Annotated in this window: 15 protein-coding genes and 2 pseudogenes; 11 read left to right on the top strand and 6 right to left on the bottom strand. The window is 73.1% G+C overall.

The window, feature by feature from the left end; all coding sequences use genetic code 11:
• The gene (locus tag MPE_RS10240) at window positions 1-1635 is read right to left on the bottom strand and encodes a cation:proton antiporter (protein WP_049820797.1); all 1635 of its coding nucleotides are present in this window, start codon (window positions 1633-1635) and stop codon (window positions 1-3) included.
• A gap of 87 nt (window positions 1636-1722) precedes the next feature.
• Here MPE_RS10240 and mutL point away from each other — a divergent pair, with 87 nt between their 5' ends.
• The 8 genes and pseudogenes from mutL (at window position 1723) to MPE_RS10280 (ending at window position 9419) form a co-directional block, all read left to right on the top strand.
• Window positions 1723-3537 (top strand): DNA mismatch repair endonuclease MutL, encoded by a 1815-nt coding sequence (gene mutL, locus MPE_RS10245; protein ID WP_011829626.1) that lies wholly within the window; start codon window positions 1723-1725, stop codon window positions 3535-3537.
• Window positions 3538-3567: 30 nt separating this feature from the next.
• On the top strand, window positions 3568-4452 hold the full coding sequence (locus MPE_RS10250; RefSeq protein WP_011829627.1) for an alpha/beta hydrolase: 885 nt from the start codon (window positions 3568-3570) through the stop codon (window positions 4450-4452).
• A gap of 339 nt (window positions 4453-4791) precedes the next feature.
• Window positions 4792-5766: pseudogene (locus MPE_RS10255) on the top strand (pseudouridine synthase); the annotation flags it as partial.
• A complete protein-coding gene (gene miaA / locus MPE_RS10260; protein WP_011829629.1) occupies window positions 5763-6746 on the top strand; it encodes a tRNA (adenosine(37)-N6)-dimethylallyltransferase MiaA in 984 nt (327 codons plus the stop codon). The pseudogene MPE_RS10255 and the gene miaA, both read left to right, overlap by 4 nt.
• Window positions 6743-7402, top strand: coding sequence for an ABC transporter ATP-binding protein (locus MPE_RS10265; protein ID WP_011829630.1), 660 nt, complete (start codon window positions 6743-6745; stop codon window positions 7400-7402). Before miaA ends, MPE_RS10265 begins: the two co-directional genes overlap by 4 nt.
• Window positions 7403-7760: 358 nt before the next feature.
• Window positions 7761-8282: pseudogene (locus tag MPE_RS10270) on the top strand (AzlC family ABC transporter permease); the annotation flags it as partial.
• Complete coding sequence (locus MPE_RS10275) at window positions 8272-8580, top strand: AzlD family protein (protein WP_011829632.1); 309 nt, start codon at window positions 8272-8274, stop codon at window positions 8578-8580. The pseudogene MPE_RS10270 and the gene MPE_RS10275, both read left to right, overlap by 11 nt.
• A gap of 32 nt (window positions 8581-8612) precedes the next feature.
• The gene (locus MPE_RS10280; protein WP_011829633.1) at window positions 8613-9419 is read left to right on the top strand and encodes a 2-keto-4-pentenoate hydratase; all 807 of its coding nucleotides are present in this window, start codon (window positions 8613-8615) and stop codon (window positions 9417-9419) included.
• Between the two features lie 19 nt (window positions 9420-9438).
• Here the strand turns inward: MPE_RS10280 and MPE_RS10285 are convergent, their stop codons facing one another.
• Together MPE_RS10285 and MPE_RS10290 are read right to left on the bottom strand one after the other, a co-directional pair.
• Window positions 9439-10071, bottom strand: coding sequence for an FMN-binding negative transcriptional regulator (locus MPE_RS10285; RefSeq protein WP_011829634.1), 633 nt, complete (start codon window positions 10069-10071; stop codon window positions 9439-9441).
• A 39-nt stretch (window positions 10072-10110) separates the two neighbouring features.
• Entirely contained in the window at window positions 10111-10734 is a 624-nt protein-coding gene (locus MPE_RS10290; protein ID WP_041929637.1) for a DJ-1/PfpI family protein, read from the bottom strand.
• Window positions 10735-10798: 64 nt separating this feature from the next.
• On the opposite strand from MPE_RS10290, the gene MPE_RS10295 reads away from it, so the two are divergent.
• The 3 genes from MPE_RS10295 (at window position 10799) to MPE_RS10305 (ending at window position 13176) form a co-directional block, all read left to right on the top strand.
• Window positions 10799-12133 (top strand): aminotransferase-like domain-containing protein, encoded by a 1335-nt coding sequence (locus MPE_RS10295; RefSeq protein WP_011829636.1) that lies wholly within the window; start codon window positions 10799-10801, stop codon window positions 12131-12133.
• A gap of 174 nt (window positions 12134-12307) precedes the next feature.
• Window positions 12308-12760 carry an Hsp20/alpha crystallin family protein gene (locus MPE_RS10300; protein ID WP_041929638.1) on the top strand — a complete coding sequence of 151 codons (453 nt, stop codon included), beginning with the start codon at window positions 12308-12310 and terminating at the stop codon, window positions 12758-12760.
• A 32-nt stretch (window positions 12761-12792) separates the two neighbouring features.
• Window positions 12793-13176 (top strand): Hsp20/alpha crystallin family protein, encoded by a 384-nt coding sequence (locus MPE_RS10305; RefSeq protein ID WP_011829638.1) that lies wholly within the window; start codon window positions 12793-12795, stop codon window positions 13174-13176.
• 93 nt (window positions 13177-13269) lie between these two features.
• Here MPE_RS10305 and MPE_RS10310 read toward each other — a convergent pair whose 3' ends face one another.
• The 3 genes from MPE_RS10310 to MPE_RS10320 form a co-directional block, all read right to left on the bottom strand.
• Window positions 13270-13680 (bottom strand): GreA/GreB family elongation factor, encoded by a 411-nt coding sequence (locus tag MPE_RS10310; protein ID WP_011829639.1) that lies wholly within the window; start codon window positions 13678-13680, stop codon window positions 13270-13272.
• A gap of 328 nt (window positions 13681-14008) precedes the next feature.
• On the bottom strand, window positions 14009-14659 hold the full coding sequence (locus MPE_RS10315; protein WP_011829640.1) for a CDP-alcohol phosphatidyltransferase family protein: 651 nt from the start codon (window positions 14657-14659) through the stop codon (window positions 14009-14011).
• Window positions 14660-14680: 21 nt separating this feature from the next.
• Complete coding sequence (locus MPE_RS10320) at window positions 14681-15265, bottom strand: flavin reductase family protein (RefSeq protein ID WP_011829641.1); 585 nt, start codon at window positions 15263-15265, stop codon at window positions 14681-14683.
• Window positions 15266-15270 lie beyond the last annotated feature (5 nt).

Below are 15270 nucleotides of genomic sequence, written 5' to 3' on the forward strand. Positions count from 1 at the left end.
TCACAGCCGCGCGCGGATGGCGCGGGTGATCTGCTCGGTCTGCTCGTCCAGCGCATCGACCACGAACTCGGCGCCGAAGTCGCGCAGCCAGGCGGCCTCGGCATCGTTCATCGCCGCGCCGACGATCTCCACGCGCGGGTTGAGCTGGCGCGCCGCGCGACAGACCTGCATCTTCTCCACCAGCGGCATGTCGGCCACCACCAGCATGTGCGCCTGGCCCAGTCCGGCGGCGGCCAGCACATCGGGGCGTCCGGGGTCGCCGTAGATCTGGGCCACGCCGGGCGGCAGGCCCTCCAGCGCCTCGATCGCCTCGTGTTGCACCACGCACAGCGGGATGCCGGCGGCGGCGCAGCGCTGCACCACGCGCCGACCGAGCGAGCGGTAGCCGGCCAGCACCACCGCGGCGCCCGGCGCGTCCGGCGCATAGGTGGAGGCGAGCGGCACCTCTTCCTCGGGCGCGCTGCCGTGCTCCTTCGGCAGCCAGCGCTCGACCAGGCGGAACAGCACCGGGTTGAGCGCGATCGAGACGATGGCCGCCACCACCAGCACGTCCAGCGCCTCCTTGGGGATCACACCCAGGCTCAACCCCAGGCTCGCCAGGATGAAGGAGAACTCGCCGATCTGCGCCAGCCCCACGCCCACCGTCGCGGCGGTGCGCCAGTCGGAGCGCAGCAGCAGCACGATCACCACCGCCACCAGCGGCTTGAGCAGCAGCACGACGCCCAGCGCGGTGAGCACCAGCGCGGGCTGCTGCACCACCAGGTTCGGGTTGAACAGCATGCCCACCGACACGAAGAACAGCGCGGTGAAGACGTCGCGGAACGGCGCCATGTCGGCCGCCGCCTGCGGCCCGAAGCGCGACTGCCCGACCACCAGCCCGGCGAAGAAGGCCCCGAGCGCCACCGACACATGGAACAGCTCCGACGCCAGCACCGCCACGCCCAGCGCCACCACGAACACCGTGAGCGTGAACAGCTCGGCCGAGCGCGCGCCCGCCACGCGCTCCAGCAGCCGGCCCACCACACGGGTGCCGACCAGCATGACGATCGCCACGAAGGCCGCGACCTTGCCCATCGCCAGCAGCAGCGCGCTGCCCAGGCTCTGCGCATCGGAGGAGTCACTCGCCAGCACCGGCAGCACCACCAGCGCCGCGACGGTGAACAGGTCCTCGACGATCAGCCAGCCCACCGCCACATGGCCGTCGCGCGAGCTCAGGCGGTCGCGCTCCACCAGCATGCGCATCAGCACCACGGTGCTCGCCACCGCCAGAGACATGCCGAACACCGCACCGGCCGCATGCGACCAGCCGAAGGCGCGCGCCGCGGCCCAGCCGGCCACGCCGGCCACCAGGCTCTGCGCCACCGCGCCGGGCACCGCGAGACGCCACACGCGCAGCAGCTCCTGCGGATGGAAGTGCTGCCCCACGCCGAACATCAGCAGGATCACGCCGATCTCCGACAGCTGCGAGGCCAGCGACTGATCGGCCACGAAGCCCGGCGTGTTGGGGCCGACCACGATGCCGGCCAGCATGTAGCCCACCAGCGTCGACAGGCCGAGCCGACGCGTCAGCGTGCCCAGCAGCAGGGCAAAGGCCAGCCCGCCGGCCAGCGTGACGATCAGCGTGAGGTCGTGCATGCGTGAGAGGAAGTCGAGGGTCGATCGAGGCGGTGCCCGTGACCATAACAGGCCGACGCCCGATTTCGCGCTCCTACAATCTTCTCGATGAATGCCGTGTTGTCCCCGGCCGGCCCGCGCCGGCAGATCCGTGAGCTGCCCGACGAGCTGGTGAGCCAGATCGCCGCCGGCGAAGTGGTCGAGCGGCCGGCCTCGGTGGTGCGAGAGCTGGTCGACAACGCCCTCGACGCCGGCGCCCGCGAGATCGTCGTCAAGCTGATGGCCGGCGGCGTGCGCGCCATCCTGGTGGAGGACGACGGTGCCGGCATCCCCGCCAGCGAGCTGCCGCTGGCGCTCAAGCGCCACGCGACCAGCAAGATCGCCTCGCTCGACGAGCTGGAGAACGTGTCGACGATGGGCTTTCGCGGCGAGGCGCTGGCCGCCATCGCCGCGGTGTCGGAGCTGTCGATCGCCAGCCGCCACGCCGACGCCCCCCACGCGCAGCGCCTCGACGCCCGCTCCGGTGAGCTGGTGCCCGCCGCGCGCGGCGTGGGCACCAGCGTGGAGGTGCGCGAGCTGTTCTTCAGCACGCCCGCACGCCGCAAGTTCCTGAAGACCGACGCCACCGAGCTGGCCCACTGCCTGGAGGCGGTGCGCCGCCACGCGCTGGCGCGGCCCGACGTGGGCTTCGCGGTCTGGCACGAGGGCAAGCTGCTGGCGCAGTGGCGCCGCGCGCCGCTCGAGCAGCGCATCCGCGACGCGCTGGGCGAAGACTTCATGGCCCACAGCCGCGAGGTCACGGCCCAGCCCACCGGCCTGCGCATCAGCGGCCGCATCGGCCTGCCCGATGCCGCGCGTGCCCGGGCCGACGAGCAGTACGTCTACGTCAACGGCCGCCACGTGCGCGACCGGCTCATCTCCCACGGCCTGCGCACCGCCTACGCCGACGTGCTGCACGGCGGGCGCCAGCCGAGCTACGTGCTGTTCATCGAGATCGCCCCCTCGCGGGTCGACGTGAACGTGCACCCGACCAAGATCGAGGTGCGCTTCCGCGACGGCCGCGAGGTGCACCAGGCGGTGCGACACGCCGCCGAGGACGCGCTGGCGCTGCCGCGTGCCGACGAGACCCGGCCCGCGCTGTTCGAGCCCACCCGGCCGGCCGTGTGGAGCCCGCTGGCCGAGCAGGCCGGGCTGGGCCTGGGGGCAGGCGTCAGCGAGCGCCGGCCGGCCTGGCCCGCACCGAGCGGCGAATCGGTCGACCTGCTGCTGCACCTCGATGCGGCGCCGGACGGTGGCGCTCCGTCCCCGTTCCTGCCGCTGACCCTTCAGAGCGGTGACGACTGGCCGCTGGGCCGCGCGCTGGCGCAGTTGGGCGGCGTGTACATCCTGGCCGAGAACCGCGACGGCCTGGTCATCGTCGACATGCACGCCGCGCACGAGCGCGTGGTCTACGAGCGGCTCAAGGCCGGCCTGGCCGGCGCACGCATCGAATCGCAGCCGCTGCTGATCCCCGCCATCTTCCCGGCCACCGCCGCCGAGGTGGCTACCGCCGAGGCGCAGGTGGAGACGCTGGCGCGGCTCGGCCTCGACCTCACGGTGCTGTCGTCCAACGTGCTGGCGCTGCGCTCGCACCCGGCCGCGCTGGCCGGCGGCGACATGGTGGCGCTGGCGCGGTCGGTGCTCGCCGAACTGGCACGCTACGACGCCAGCCACGCGATCGAGCGTGCGCAGCACGAGCTGCTGTCCAGCATGGCCTGCCACGGCGCGGTGCGCGCCAACCGGCGCCTCAGCGTCGAAGAGATGAACGCGCTGCTGCGCGACATGGAGCGCACCGAGCGCGCCGACCAATGCAACCACGGCCGCCCCACCTGGCGCCAGCTCACGCTGAAGGAGCTGGACCAGCGCTTCCTGCGCGGCCGCTGAACTTCTGCGCGGCGCGGTGCTCTGTCGCCCATGCCCGCACCGCCCCGCTCCGCACGCCGCCCCGGCATCGCACCCGCCCTCGTCGCCCTGCTGCTCGGCCTCGTGCTGCTGACGGCCGGCTGCGCCTCGCTCGACACCCAGCAGCGCCGTTGGATCTTCCAGCCCGCCGCGTCGCCCTGGGCCGGCGGAGTGACCGCCGCCGAGGGCATGGACGACGTGTGGATCGACTTCGACTCCACCGCGACCGGCCGGCCGGCGCGGCTGCACGGCCTGTGGCATCCGCGCCCCGACGGCACGCAGGCCGGAGCGCCGGTGCTGCTCTACCTGCACGGTGCGCGCTGGGACGTGACCGGCAGCGCCCGCCGCGTGCGGCGCATGCAGGAACTGGGCTTCAACGTGCTGGCGATCGACTACCGCGGCTTCGGCCGCAGCGCCCCGGGCGAGCTGCCGTCGGAGCAGATGGCCTACGAGGACGCCCGCGCCGCCTGGGATTGGCTTGCCGTGCAGCACCCGGGCGCGCCGCGCTACATCTTCGGCCACTCGCTGGGCGGCGCGATCGCGATCGACCTCGCCGCGCAGGTGCCCGACGAGGCCGGGCTGATCGTCGAGGGCAGCTTCACCTCGGTGCGCGACGTGTTCTCGCAGATGCGCTGGGGCTGGCTGCCGCTGGGCCCACTGATCACGCAGCGCTTCGACGCACAGGAGAAGGTGGCCCGGGTCGGCTCGCCGCTGCTGGTGGTGCACGGCAGCGAGGACCGGCTGATCCCGCCCGCGCTCGGCAAGGCGCTGTACGAGCGCGCCGCGTCGCCCAAGCGTTGGCTGCTGGTGGAAGGTGGCTCGCACCACAACACCAACGCCGTCGGCCAGGGCGCCTACCGCGAGGCACTGCGCGAGCTGTTCGGGCTGGCGTCCTGAGTGGCCAGCCCGGCGCCCGCGGCGCGCCATGATCCAATCGGCACCGACATGGCCACCCTCAAGCTCAAGAAGCCGGCGCCCGGCGCGCCCTCCTCACCCGCGACCGTCCGCCGCGCGCCACTGCGCAGCGGCGGCGTGAAGCCCGCGCGGCCGACCCTGGCGCAGGCCGAGGCCGAGCGCGCCCGGCAGCGCGCGGAAAGCACGCCCCCACCGCGGCCCGAGCGGGCCGACGCCCCGCCTCGCGCCGGCCGCGCGGCACCCGCCGCGCCCGGCCGTCAGCGCAGCGACGCACCACGCCCCTCATCCCGCACGGAGGCCGGCCAGCCCCCGCGCGGCCCCGGTCGGCCCGGTGCCGAACGCTCGCCGCGTGACCCGAACCGCACCTCCGAGCGCCCCACCTTGCGCGATCCGGCCCGCGAGCCGAGCTCAGACCGCCGCCCACCGCGTACAAACGACAGCGGTGCGCCGCGCCCCTCGGCCCGGCCCTCGCAGCGCCCACCGCCCCGCCCTGCCCAGGCCCGCACCACCGGCGGCGCGCCGCCCGAGGAGCTCAACCCGCGCCTCTCCAAGCGCATGAGCGAACTCGGCCTCGCCTCGCGTCGCGAGGCCGACGAGTGGATCGAGCAAGGCTACGTGCGCGTCGACGGCGAGGTGGTCGACCAGCTCGGCGCCCGCGTGCGGCCCGAGCAGCAGATCACCATCGACCCGCAGGCCAGGCTGGAGCAGGCGCAGCGCGTGACCATCCTGCTGCACAAGCCGCTCGGCTACGTGAGCGGCCAGGCCGAGGACGGCCACGCGCCGGCCTTCACGCTGGTCACCGCCGCCAACCGCTGGGCGACCGACGGCAGCAAGCAGCGCTTCAACGCCAGCCAGCTCAAGCACCTGGTGCCGGCCGGCCGCCTGGACCTCGACTCCACCGGCCTGCTGGTGCTGACCCAGGACGGCCGCGTCGCCAAGCTGCTGATCGGCGAGGACAGCCCGGTCGAGAAGGAGTACGTGGTGCGCGTGCAGTGGACCGCGCGGCCCGAGCTCACCGACCTGAAGCAGCACTTCCCGCCCGAGGCCCTGGCGCGGCTGCGCCACGGGCTCGCGCTCGACGGCGAGAAGCTCAAGCCCGCCAAGGTGTCGTGGCAGAACGAGCAGCACCTGCGCTTCGTGCTGCGCGAGGGCAAGAAGCGCCAGATCCGCCGCATGTGCGAGCTGGTCGGCCTGAAGGTCGAGTCGCTCAAGCGCATCCGTATCGGCCGCGTCGGCCTGGGCGAGCTGCCGCCGGGGCAGTGGCGCTACCTCGGGCCGTTCGAGAACTTCCTGTGAGCGTGGCCTCGCCCGCCGCCGCCGGGCTGGACACGCTGTGCCTGGCCGGGCCCACCGCCTCCGGCAAGACCGCGGCCGCGCTGGCGCTCGCGCAGGTGCTGCCGGTCGAGGTGGTCAGCGTCGACTCGGCGCTGGTCTACCGCGGCATGGACATCGGCACCGCCAAGCCCAGCGCCGCCGAGCGCGCGCTCGTGCCGCACCACCTGATCGACCTGATCGAACCCTGCGCCGCGTACTCGGCCGCGCAGTTCGTGGCCGACGCGCGGCGTGCGATGGCGGAGATCCGCGCCCGCGGCCGGCTGCCGCTGCTGGTGGGCGGCACGATGCTGTACTTCAAGGCGCTGTTCGACGGCATCGACGCGCTGCCGCCGGCCGACCCGGCCCTCCGCGCCGCGCTCGACGCCGAGGCACGCACGCGCGGCTGGCCGGCGCTGCACGCCGAGCTGGCCACGGTGGACCCGGTCACCGCCGCGCGGCTGGCGCCGAACGATGCGCAGCGCGTGCAGCGCGCGCTGGAGGTGTGGCGCGCCACCGGCCAGCCGCTGTCGAGCTTTCACAGCGGCCGCTTCGACGTAGCCTCCGCCGCGCCGCCCCGCACGGCGCTGATCTCGCTGGAGCCCACCGACCGCGGCTGGCTGCACGCCCGCATCGGCGAGCGCTTCGCGGCCATGCTGCAGGCCGGCCTGGTGGACGAGGTGCGCCGCCTGCGCGCGCGCGGCGATCTGCACGCCGACCTGCCCGCCATGCGCTGCGTGGGCTACCGCCAGGCCTGGGCCGCGCTGGACGCCGGCGACCCGCCCGACCTCGCCCGCCTGCAGGCCGAAGGCGCCGCCGCCACGCGCCAGCTCGCCAAGCGCCAGCTCACCTGGCTGCGGGGCATGCCGTGGCGCCGGACGGTGGCCTGCGACGCGCCCGACGCCAGCGCACAGGTGGTGGCGCTGGCGCGGCAACTGGTCGACGAGCGCGAGGCCGCGGCATGAGCCTGCTCGCCATCGACGGCCTCGCCAAGCGCTACGGCGACAGCGCCGTGTTCGAGCAGGTGTCGCTGCGCGTCGAGGCGGGCGAGTTCGTCGCGCTGCTCGGCGAATCGGGCGTGGGCAAGTCGACGCTGCTCAACGCTATCGCCGGGCTGGACACGGTGGATGCCGGCCACGTGCTGCTGGACGGCGACGACGTGACCGCCCTGCCCGAGCGCGCGCTGGCGCTGCTGCGGCGCGCGAAGCTCGGCTTCGTGTTCCAGGCCTTCCACGTGCTGCCGCACCTGAGCGTGGCCGACAACGTGGCGCTGCCGCTGCTGCTGCTGGGCGCGCCCGATCCGGCGCGCGTGCAGTCGGTGCTGGACGCGGTGGGCCTGGGCGGGCTGGGCGAGCGCCTGCCGCAACAACTGTCGGGCGGCCAGCTGCAGCGCGTGGCGATCGCCCGCGCGGTGGTGCACCGACCGCGCCTGATCCTGGCCGACGAGCCCACCGGCAACCTCGACCCCACCACCGCCGAGCGGGTGATGGACGTGCTGGCTCACGAGGTGAAGCAGCAAGGCACGGCCTGCCTGCTGGTCACCCACTCCACGGCCGCGGCGGCACGGGCCGACCGCGTGCTGCGGCTCACGCCGAAGGGCGTGCAGCCGGCCGCGGCCTGAAGGCGCGGCCGGGCCTCGCGGTTCAGCCGCAGAGGTTCTCGGCCACGGCCTTCTGCGGGTCGGCCGCGAACTCGTTGAAGGCGCCGATCGAACGGCCGGTGTAGGTGATCGTGGCGGGGGCGGCCGGCGTGGTGTGGGCGGTGCGCTGACGAACTCTTTGTGGACACCTTGCGGACAGGCCGCATGGGGATCGGTGACCCGCCTCTGCATGCGGTGCTGCTCGCCACGGGAACTTCACGGGGTGATGACCGCTTTCGCTCCTCATCAGCCAGACATTGACGCGTGCTGAGCGGCACTTTGGCAGCGTAAGCGGCCATCCGAGCTCGCAAGCCGAACAGCAGATCAGAGCCAGCTTGCCGAAGTTCGCGACGTCGCTGAGCGGGTGCCGGTGCTGCCGCTGGTGCTGACGGTGTTCGCCATCAACGCCCGCCACCTGCTGATGGGCGCCACGCTCTACCGCTGGCTGCGCCCGCTGCCGGCGCGCCGGCGCTACGGCGTGATGGTGCTGGCCTCGGACGCCAACTGGGCCATGACCCTGCAGGCCTTCGGGCGCGGCCAGCCGGGCCTCGGCCAGCTGCTGGGCGGTGGCCTGGCGCTGTGGCTGTTCTGGGTCGTCGGCACCTGGCTGGGCACGCAGGTGGGCGACCTGATCGCCGATGCGCGGCGGTGGGGGCTGGACATGGTGATGGGTTGTTTCCTGCTGGCCATGGCGGTCGGCGGACAAACGAAGAACCTGCGCCTGCTCGCCATCTGGGCGGTGGCGGCCGGCGCCTCGCTCGCCGCCTGGCGCTGGCTGCCCGAGAACAGCCATGTGGTGGTGGGCGCCCTGGCCGGCGGCCTGCTGGGCACGGCCTGGAAGGAGCCGCGCGATGAGCCTTGATTCGCTGGGCTGGGGCACGCTGCTGATCGTGGCCGTGATGGCGCTGGTCACGCTGGCCACGCGCTGGGGCGGCGTGTTCGTCATGTCCTTCGTGCCCATCGGCCCGCGGGTGCGGCGCTTCATCGAGGCCATGTCGGGCTCGGTGCTGATGGCACTGCTGGCGCCGCTGGCCGTGCAGGGCGACGGCGGCGCGCGGCTGGCGCTGGCGACCACCGCGGTGGTGATGCTCGTTCTGAAGAAGCCCCTGCCCGCCATCGCCGCCGGCATCGTGGCGGCGGCGGTGTTCAGGCAGTTCTGACGGCGAGCACCCTCTGGCAACATCGCCGGACCATGCCGCCCGCCGCCTTCTCCGACGCCGCCCAGTTGCTCTGGCGTTGCCGCCAGTCGGGCACCGTCATCGACGCCCTGCCCGCCGCGCTGCGCCCCGCCGATGCCGCGGCCGGCCATGCGATCCAGGCCGCGCTGGCCGACGTAGCCGGCAGCCCGGTGGTCGGCTGGAAGATCGCCGCCACCAGCGCGGCCGGTCAGGCGCACATCCAGGTCGACGGCCCGCTGCCGGGGCGCATCCTGAGCAGCTTCGTTCATCCGATGGGCGCGACGCTGTCACTCGCGGGCAACCACATGCGCGTGGTCGAGCCCGAGTTCGCGTTCCGCATGGGCTCCGCGCTGCCGCCGCGCGCCACGCCCTACGCCGTCGACGACGTGATGGCGGCCGTCGCGTCGCTGCACCCGGCCTTCGAGCTGCCCGATTCGCGCTTCGCCGATTTCGCCCGCGCCGGCCAGGCGCAGCTGATCGCCGACAACGCCTGCTGCGGCCGCTTCGCGTTCGGGCCGGCGGTGGCGCCAGCGGCGTGGCGCGGGGCCGACTTGGCGGCGCAGGCCGTGCACGCCACCGTGCGGTCCGCAGACGGCAGCGTGCGCTGCACGCGCCGCGGCGAAGGGCGCGCGCTGCTCGGCGATCCGCGCACCGCGCTCACCTGGCTGGCCAACGAGCTGTCCTCGCTGGGCGTCGGCCTGCGCGCCGGCGACTGGGCCTCGTGCGGGACCTGCATGGTGCCGCTGGAGGTGCAACCGGGCGACCGTGTCGAGGCCGACTACGGCAGCTTCGGCGCCATCCAGATCGGCGTGTCCCGCTAGCGCCGCCTGCGGCTGCAGCTCACGCGGGCGGACCGGCGGCTCGCATCGCCTCGCCGAGCTCGCTGTCGCCCTGGCCGATCAGCGCCTGCGCCGCGCTCAGGCGGTCGCGCGCCTCGCGGTTCTGGCTGAGCTTGTACTTGCCCACCAGGCGCTCCACCGCGATCTCCAGCCCGACGATGGACTTGAGCATGGTGTCGATGTACTCCGGCGGCGCATCGCCCATCTTCCACGGGCGAGGCTGGTCGGCCTCGTGCCGGCGCGTGAGGCGCGCCACCAGGCCGCGCACGTGGCGTTCGTCGTCGTGCACGGTGATGCGGCCGTGGGCATGCACCACGCGGTAGTTCCACGTGGGCACCTGCTTGTGCGCCTCGTGCTTGCTGGGGTACCAGTTGGGCGAGATGTAGGCGTCCTGGGCGCGGAACACCACCAGCACCTCGTCGCCCTGGGCCACGTTCTGCCACAGCGGGTTGTTGCGCGCCACGTGGGCGCGCAGCACACCGTGCGGGCCCTCGCCGGCATCCAGCTCGAACGGCACATGGTTCGCGTCGAGGCCGTCGCTGCCGTGGGTGACCAGCATGCCCAGCGGGTGCTTGTCGATCAGGTCGTGCAGGGCCTCGGGCCGCTGCTCCTCGAAATGGCGGGGTAGGTACATCGTGGCTCCGCGTGTTCCGGGCTCGCTCGCGGTCGATTCTCAGGCCGCCGATCGCTCGGCACCCGGGAGATACGGCCCGATGTTGCGCATCGCCTGCGCCACATAGGCGTCCTTCTCGCCCACCGGCGCCACGTAGTGCAGCGCGCTCTCGGCCGCGGCCACGCCCTGCAGCCGGGCGATGACCCACGCCGCGAGGTAGGCCGACGCCAGGCAACCGCCCGCGGTGGCGATGTTGCCCTTGGCGAAGAAGGGCTGGTTCAGCACATCGACGCCGGCCTCCTGGACCCAGGGCTTGGTGATCAGGTCGGTGCAGGCGGGCACGCGGTCCAGCAGGCCCAGCCGGGCCAGCACCAGCGTGCCGGAGCACTGGGCGCCCAGCAGCTGCCGGGTCGGGTCGAGCGGCTTCAGTTGTTGCATCAACGCGGCATCGGCGATCACCTCGCGTGTCTGCATGCCGCTGCCCACGATCACGGCGTCGGCCGCCACGGCGTCCTGCAGCGAGGCCTGGGCCTCGATGACCACGCCGTTCATCGAACGGACCTTGGCGCTCGGGCTGGCGATCGACACGCGCCAGCCGGGCTGCTTGACGCGGTTGAGAATGCCGAGGGCGATCAACGAATCGAGCTCGTTGTAGCCCTCGAAGGTGAGGATGGCGATGTGCATGGGTTCGATGCTAGATGCGCCAATCAATACAATCAAATAATTGTCATGCATACAACATCGCCCCATGGCCCAGACCCGGTACAAGCAGGTCGTCGACCGGTTCGCCGCTGAGATCACGGGCGGCCGCCTGCCCCCCGGCACGCGCCTGCCCACGCACCGGCAGCTCGCCGCCGACGAGGGCCTGGCGCTGGTGACGGCCAGCCGCGTCTATGCCGAGCTGGCGGCCATGGGCCTGGTGAGCGGCGAGACCGGCCGCGGTACCTTCGTCAAGGAAACGGCGGTTCCGCGCGGCCAGGGCGTGGACCAGCACGCGGTGGCGGCCAACATGCTCGACCTGAACTTCAACTACCCGTCGCTGCCGGGCCAGGCCGAACTGTTGCGGAACGCGCTGCGCCAGCTGGCCGCGGCCGGTGACCTGGAGGCGCTGCTGCGCTACCAGCCCCATGGCGGGCGCCCGCACGAGCGCGCCTCGGTGGCGCGGCATCTGGCGCGCCGCGGGCTCACGCTGCCGGGCGAGCAGGTGATGCTGGTCGACGGCGCGCAGCACGGCCTGGCCACCACCGTGATGGCGCTGCTGCAGCCCGGCGACGTGGTGGCGGTCGACGCCCTCACCTACCCCGGCTTCAAGCTGCTCGCCGAGGCGCACCGCCTGGAGCTGGTGGCGGTGCCCGCCGGCACCGACGGCCCCGACCCGGACGCGCTGGCTGCGCTGTGCCAGCGCCGCCGGGTCAAGGCCCTGTACGCCATGCCGACCATGCACAACCCGCTGGGCTGGGTGATGAGCGCCAGCCACCGCCGTGCCCTGGTGGCGGTGGCGCGGCGACACGGGCTGCTCGTCATCGAGGACGCCGCCTACGCCTTCCTCGTGGAGAAGGCGCCGCCGCCGCTGGCGGCGCTGGCACCGGAGCGCACGGTCTACGTGTCGGGCTTCTCCAAGAGCGTGGCCACCGGCCTGCGCGTGGGCTGCGTGGCCGCGCCGCCGCAGTGGGTGGGCGCGATCGAGCGCGCGATCCGCGCCACCACCTGGAACACGCCGGGCGTGATGACCGCCATCACCTGCGGCTGGATCGACGACGGCACGGTGGACCGGCTGGAAGCCGGCAAGCGCCGGGACGCACGCGCGCGCCAGCAACTCGCCGCGCAGGTGCTGGGCGCGCTGCAGCGCGTGAGCCACCCGGCGTCCTACTTCGTCTGGCTGCCGCTCGCCGAAGAGGTGCGCGCCGACCAGGTGGCCGCGGCGCTGATGCGCGAGCGCATCTCGGTGTCCACAGCCGAACCCTTCGCCACGTCGGCCCGGGTGCCGCACGCGATCCGGCTGGCGCTGGGCTCGGTGGACTTCGACACGCTGCGCGAGGCGCTGGAGAAGGTGGCGGCGGTGATTGCCGCGCGCACGTACTGATCGGCATCGATCCTTCGCACGCTGTCGAAGGCTGTCGTCTCGGCGTTGCGCCCGGCCTGCGCATGGCCGCTTTTCCGACCTCTTGAAACCGCTGCGCCGGCCCCTACTTCGAGAACCGAGCCGGCGGGTCTGGTCTCCTGCCGGTGTCGACCCATGAATCGGAGGACACACACCATGTACGAATCGATCCTGAATCACCCGTACAGCCTGTTTGGCCAGTTCGAGCGCCTGCGTCGTGAACTCGACGACGTGTTCGGCGTTTCCGGGTTGCCCAACAGCATCCGCTCGGTCGCGGCGGGCACGACCCCTGCGATCAACATCGGCCGCACCGCCAGCAGCGTGGAGATCTACGCCTTCGCGCCCGGCCTGGACGCGTCGAAGATCGAGGTCACGCTCGACCGCGGCGTGCTGCGCATCTCGGGCGAGCGCGCGCCGGGCATCCCGAGCGGCGACCCCAAGGTGCAGGTCTATGCCCGCGAACGCGGCACCGGCCGCTTCGCCCGGGCGATCTCGCTCCCCGACGACGTGGACGCCGCTCACGTGAACGCGAGCTACCGCGACGGCGTGCTGCAGGTCAGCGTGGCGCGCCGCGAATCGGCCCGACCCCAGCGCATCACCGTGCAGTGACGCGCAAGCAGGACACGAAAGGAGAGCCCATCATGAGCGACAGGAAGCAAGTGACCGCCCGCGCCGCCGCCGACACCGAACAGCAACGCGCCGTGTCGCCCGCGGTCGATGTGTTCGAGGACGCCTCCGGCATCACGCTGCTGGCCGACATGCCCGGCGTTCCCAGGGATCAGCTGGATCTGAAGATCGAGGGTGACGCGCTGCTGATCGAAGGCGCGGTGCAGCAACCCACGCCCGATGGCCTGGAGGCGGTGTATGCCGAAGTGCGGGTGCCGCGGTACCGACGCAGCTTCACGCTGAGCCGGGAGCTCGACACGGCGCGCATCGAGGCCAACCTGAAGGACGGCGTGCTGACCGTGCGGATCCCCAAGCAGGCGCACGCGCAGCCGCGGCGCATTGCCGTGACTTCGGGCTGAAGCGTCGGGCCGCCGTCGGCATGCGGCGCCCTCGAAGCACGCGGGGGCGCCCAAGTCCACGCGCCGGGCGCCCATGGCTCGGGGTGATGACCGCTACATCGCGTAGTCGCCGCTCGCCTCGGGCTGGAACAGCAGGGCAACCACCTCGGCGGACCGCGCCTCGCCCGAGGGCGTGGACCAGCGCGCCACGGCGCCGACCGTCAGCCCCAGCAGGCTGCAGCCCACCGGCGACAGCACCGACACGAAACCTGCCGCGGGCTCCGCGTCGGCCGGGTAGCAGAGCGTGAGCCGGCTGCGCAGGCCGCTGGCCAGGTCCTGCAGCAGCACCTGCGAATACATGGTCACCACGTCGGGCCGGACCTGGCGCGAGGGCACGACGGTGCACGCGTCGAGCAGCGGCTCGATCGCCGCGGCAGCGACGCCGGGCCGCTGGCGGCGCGCGAGGCTCAGCAGACGAACATGGTCGAGCTCAGTGAGCGTGCGCTCGAGTGTCAAGACTTCCACGGGGCATTCCTTCGATCAGGGGCGCCGTGCCGGGCCATCGCCGGCACACGCCATCGCGCGGACTGGAGGCCCGGCGATCGGAGGTTTGCGCAGTGTGGGTGGAGGTGATCGCCGGGCCTAGGGGTGTGCGGCCGGCAGACGGGTGCGCGTGCCCGCCCCGGCCCGCAAGGCGGGTCCGCGCAGCGCGGTGGTGCGAAGGGGCGAACACATGCAGGCACTCTAGGCGGCTGCCCGGATCGACGCAACGGACGGCCGGCAAGTCGCACTGCGGCGTGGGCGTATTGCGTCGGCGGAGACCGGCGGGCCGCTCCCGCAGACTGCGGCGCACTCAGATCTTCGGGATCCGCAGCGTCTTGCTGATCATCAAGGTGCCCGACAGCGCGAACATCAGCACCAGCGGGTGCAGCGTCCAGCCGGCGAGGGACCAGGCGCCGCCGGGCAGCGGCGCCGTGAGGCCGCCCTGCTGCCACGCGATGGCCGCGAGCACCGCGGTCAGCACCACGCTGGTGGGAATGGGCGTGCCCTCGAAGTAAGGCACCTTGGCGGCGCCGGCCGACAGGCTCTCGGCAGTGACGTTGTAGCGCGCCAGCCGGCTGACGCCGCAGCACACGAAGTAGATCAGCACCACCACGTCCCAGCCGCCGCGCAGACCCGCGGCGAAGGCCAGCGCGGCCGGCGCCACGCCGAAGGAGATCACGTCGGCCAGCGAATCGAGTTCGCGGCCCAGCGCCGAGAGCTGCTGCCGCCAGCGCGCCACGCGGCCGTCGAGCCAGTCGAACGCGAAGGCCAGTGGCGCCATCGCGGCGGCCCACAGGAAGTCGGCCAGCTCGCCGCTGCCCATGTACAGCATCGCCAGGAACACACCCGCGGTGCCGCAGGCGGCGTTGCCCAGCGTCACGAAGTCCGCGAGATGGAAGCCGCGGATCATCGACAGGTGGCGAGGCGGCGGGGGCGGCGGGGATGGCGTGTGGTGGGACATGCAGACCTCCTGGATGTGCATTCAGCGGTTGCCGCCGAGCGGCCGGGCCCGGACGGTGCGCGAGGGCACGGCGAAGGTGCCGCCGCCCAGGTGGTGCAGCGTGTGCAGCTCGGCGTTGTCGTCGCGGAACGACCAGCGCCCGTCGGCGAACACGCGCGGGTCGGCCTGCGCCGAGACCACCTCGCCGAACACGGTGTCGTAGGCTGCCTCGGTGTGCGGCTCCGGGATGCGGCGCAGTTCCAGCCAGGCCACGCAGCCCTCGATCAGCGGCAGGCCCAGCACCGGCCCCGGTGTGGCGCGGAGGCCGAAGCGGGTGAACTTGTCGACCTCGCGCCCGCTCTCGCTGCCCACCGCGTAGGTCAGGTCGGCCAGTGCCGCGCAAGGCAGCCCGATCGCGAAATGGCCACTGGCCTCGAGCAGCTCGCGCGTGAGGGTCTTCTTGTCGACCACGATGGCAATGCGCGGCGGCGTGAACTCCACCGGCATCGACCAGGCCGCGGCCATCACATTGCGGCGGCCCTGGTGTTCGGTGGTGATCAGCACCGTGGGGCCGTGGTTGACCAGGCGGCTGGCGTGGTCGAGGGTGACGGGGTGCATCGGCATCATGCGGG

Origin of the sequence: Methylibium petroleiphilum PM1 (assembly GCF_000015725.1) — a bacterium.
Classification (GTDB): domain Bacteria; phylum Pseudomonadota; class Gammaproteobacteria; order Burkholderiales; family Burkholderiaceae_C; genus Methylibium; species Methylibium petroleiphilum.

Coding starts and splice junctions, on each gene's coding strand:
- MPE_RS10300 (WP_041929638.1), top strand. CDS start 12,308: ATGTACGAATCGATCCTGAATCACCCGTACAGCCTGTTTGGCCAGTTC.
- MPE_RS10315 (WP_011829640.1), bottom strand. CDS start 14,659: ATGTCCCACCACACGCCATCCCCGCCGCCCCCGCCGCCTCGCCACCTG.
- MPE_RS10295 (WP_011829636.1), top strand. CDS start 10,799: ATGGCCCAGACCCGGTACAAGCAGGTCGTCGACCGGTTCGCCGCTGAG.
- MPE_RS10275 (WP_011829632.1), top strand. CDS start 8,272: ATGAGCCTTGATTCGCTGGGCTGGGGCACGCTGCTGATCGTGGCCGTG.
- MPE_RS10240 (WP_049820797.1), bottom strand. CDS start 1,635: ATGCACGACCTCACGCTGATCGTCACGCTGGCCGGCGGGCTGGCCTTT.
- MPE_RS10305 (WP_011829638.1), top strand. CDS start 12,793: ATGAGCGACAGGAAGCAAGTGACCGCCCGCGCCGCCGCCGACACCGAA.
- MPE_RS10320 (WP_011829641.1), bottom strand. CDS start 15,265: ATGATGCCGATGCACCCCGTCACCCTCGACCACGCCAGCCGCCTGGTC.
- MPE_RS10280 (WP_011829633.1), top strand. CDS start 8,613: ATGCCGCCCGCCGCCTTCTCCGACGCCGCCCAGTTGCTCTGGCGTTGC.
- MPE_RS10290 (WP_041929637.1), bottom strand. CDS start 10,734: ATGCACATCGCCATCCTCACCTTCGAGGGCTACAACGAGCTCGATTCG.
- MPE_RS10285 (WP_011829634.1), bottom strand. CDS start 10,071: ATGTACCTACCCCGCCATTTCGAGGAGCAGCGGCCCGAGGCCCTGCAC.
- MPE_RS10250 (WP_011829627.1), top strand. CDS start 3,568: ATGCCCGCACCGCCCCGCTCCGCACGCCGCCCCGGCATCGCACCCGCC.
- MPE_RS10265 (WP_011829630.1), top strand. CDS start 6,743: ATGAGCCTGCTCGCCATCGACGGCCTCGCCAAGCGCTACGGCGACAGC.
- mutL (WP_011829626.1), top strand. CDS start 1,723: ATGAATGCCGTGTTGTCCCCGGCCGGCCCGCGCCGGCAGATCCGTGAG.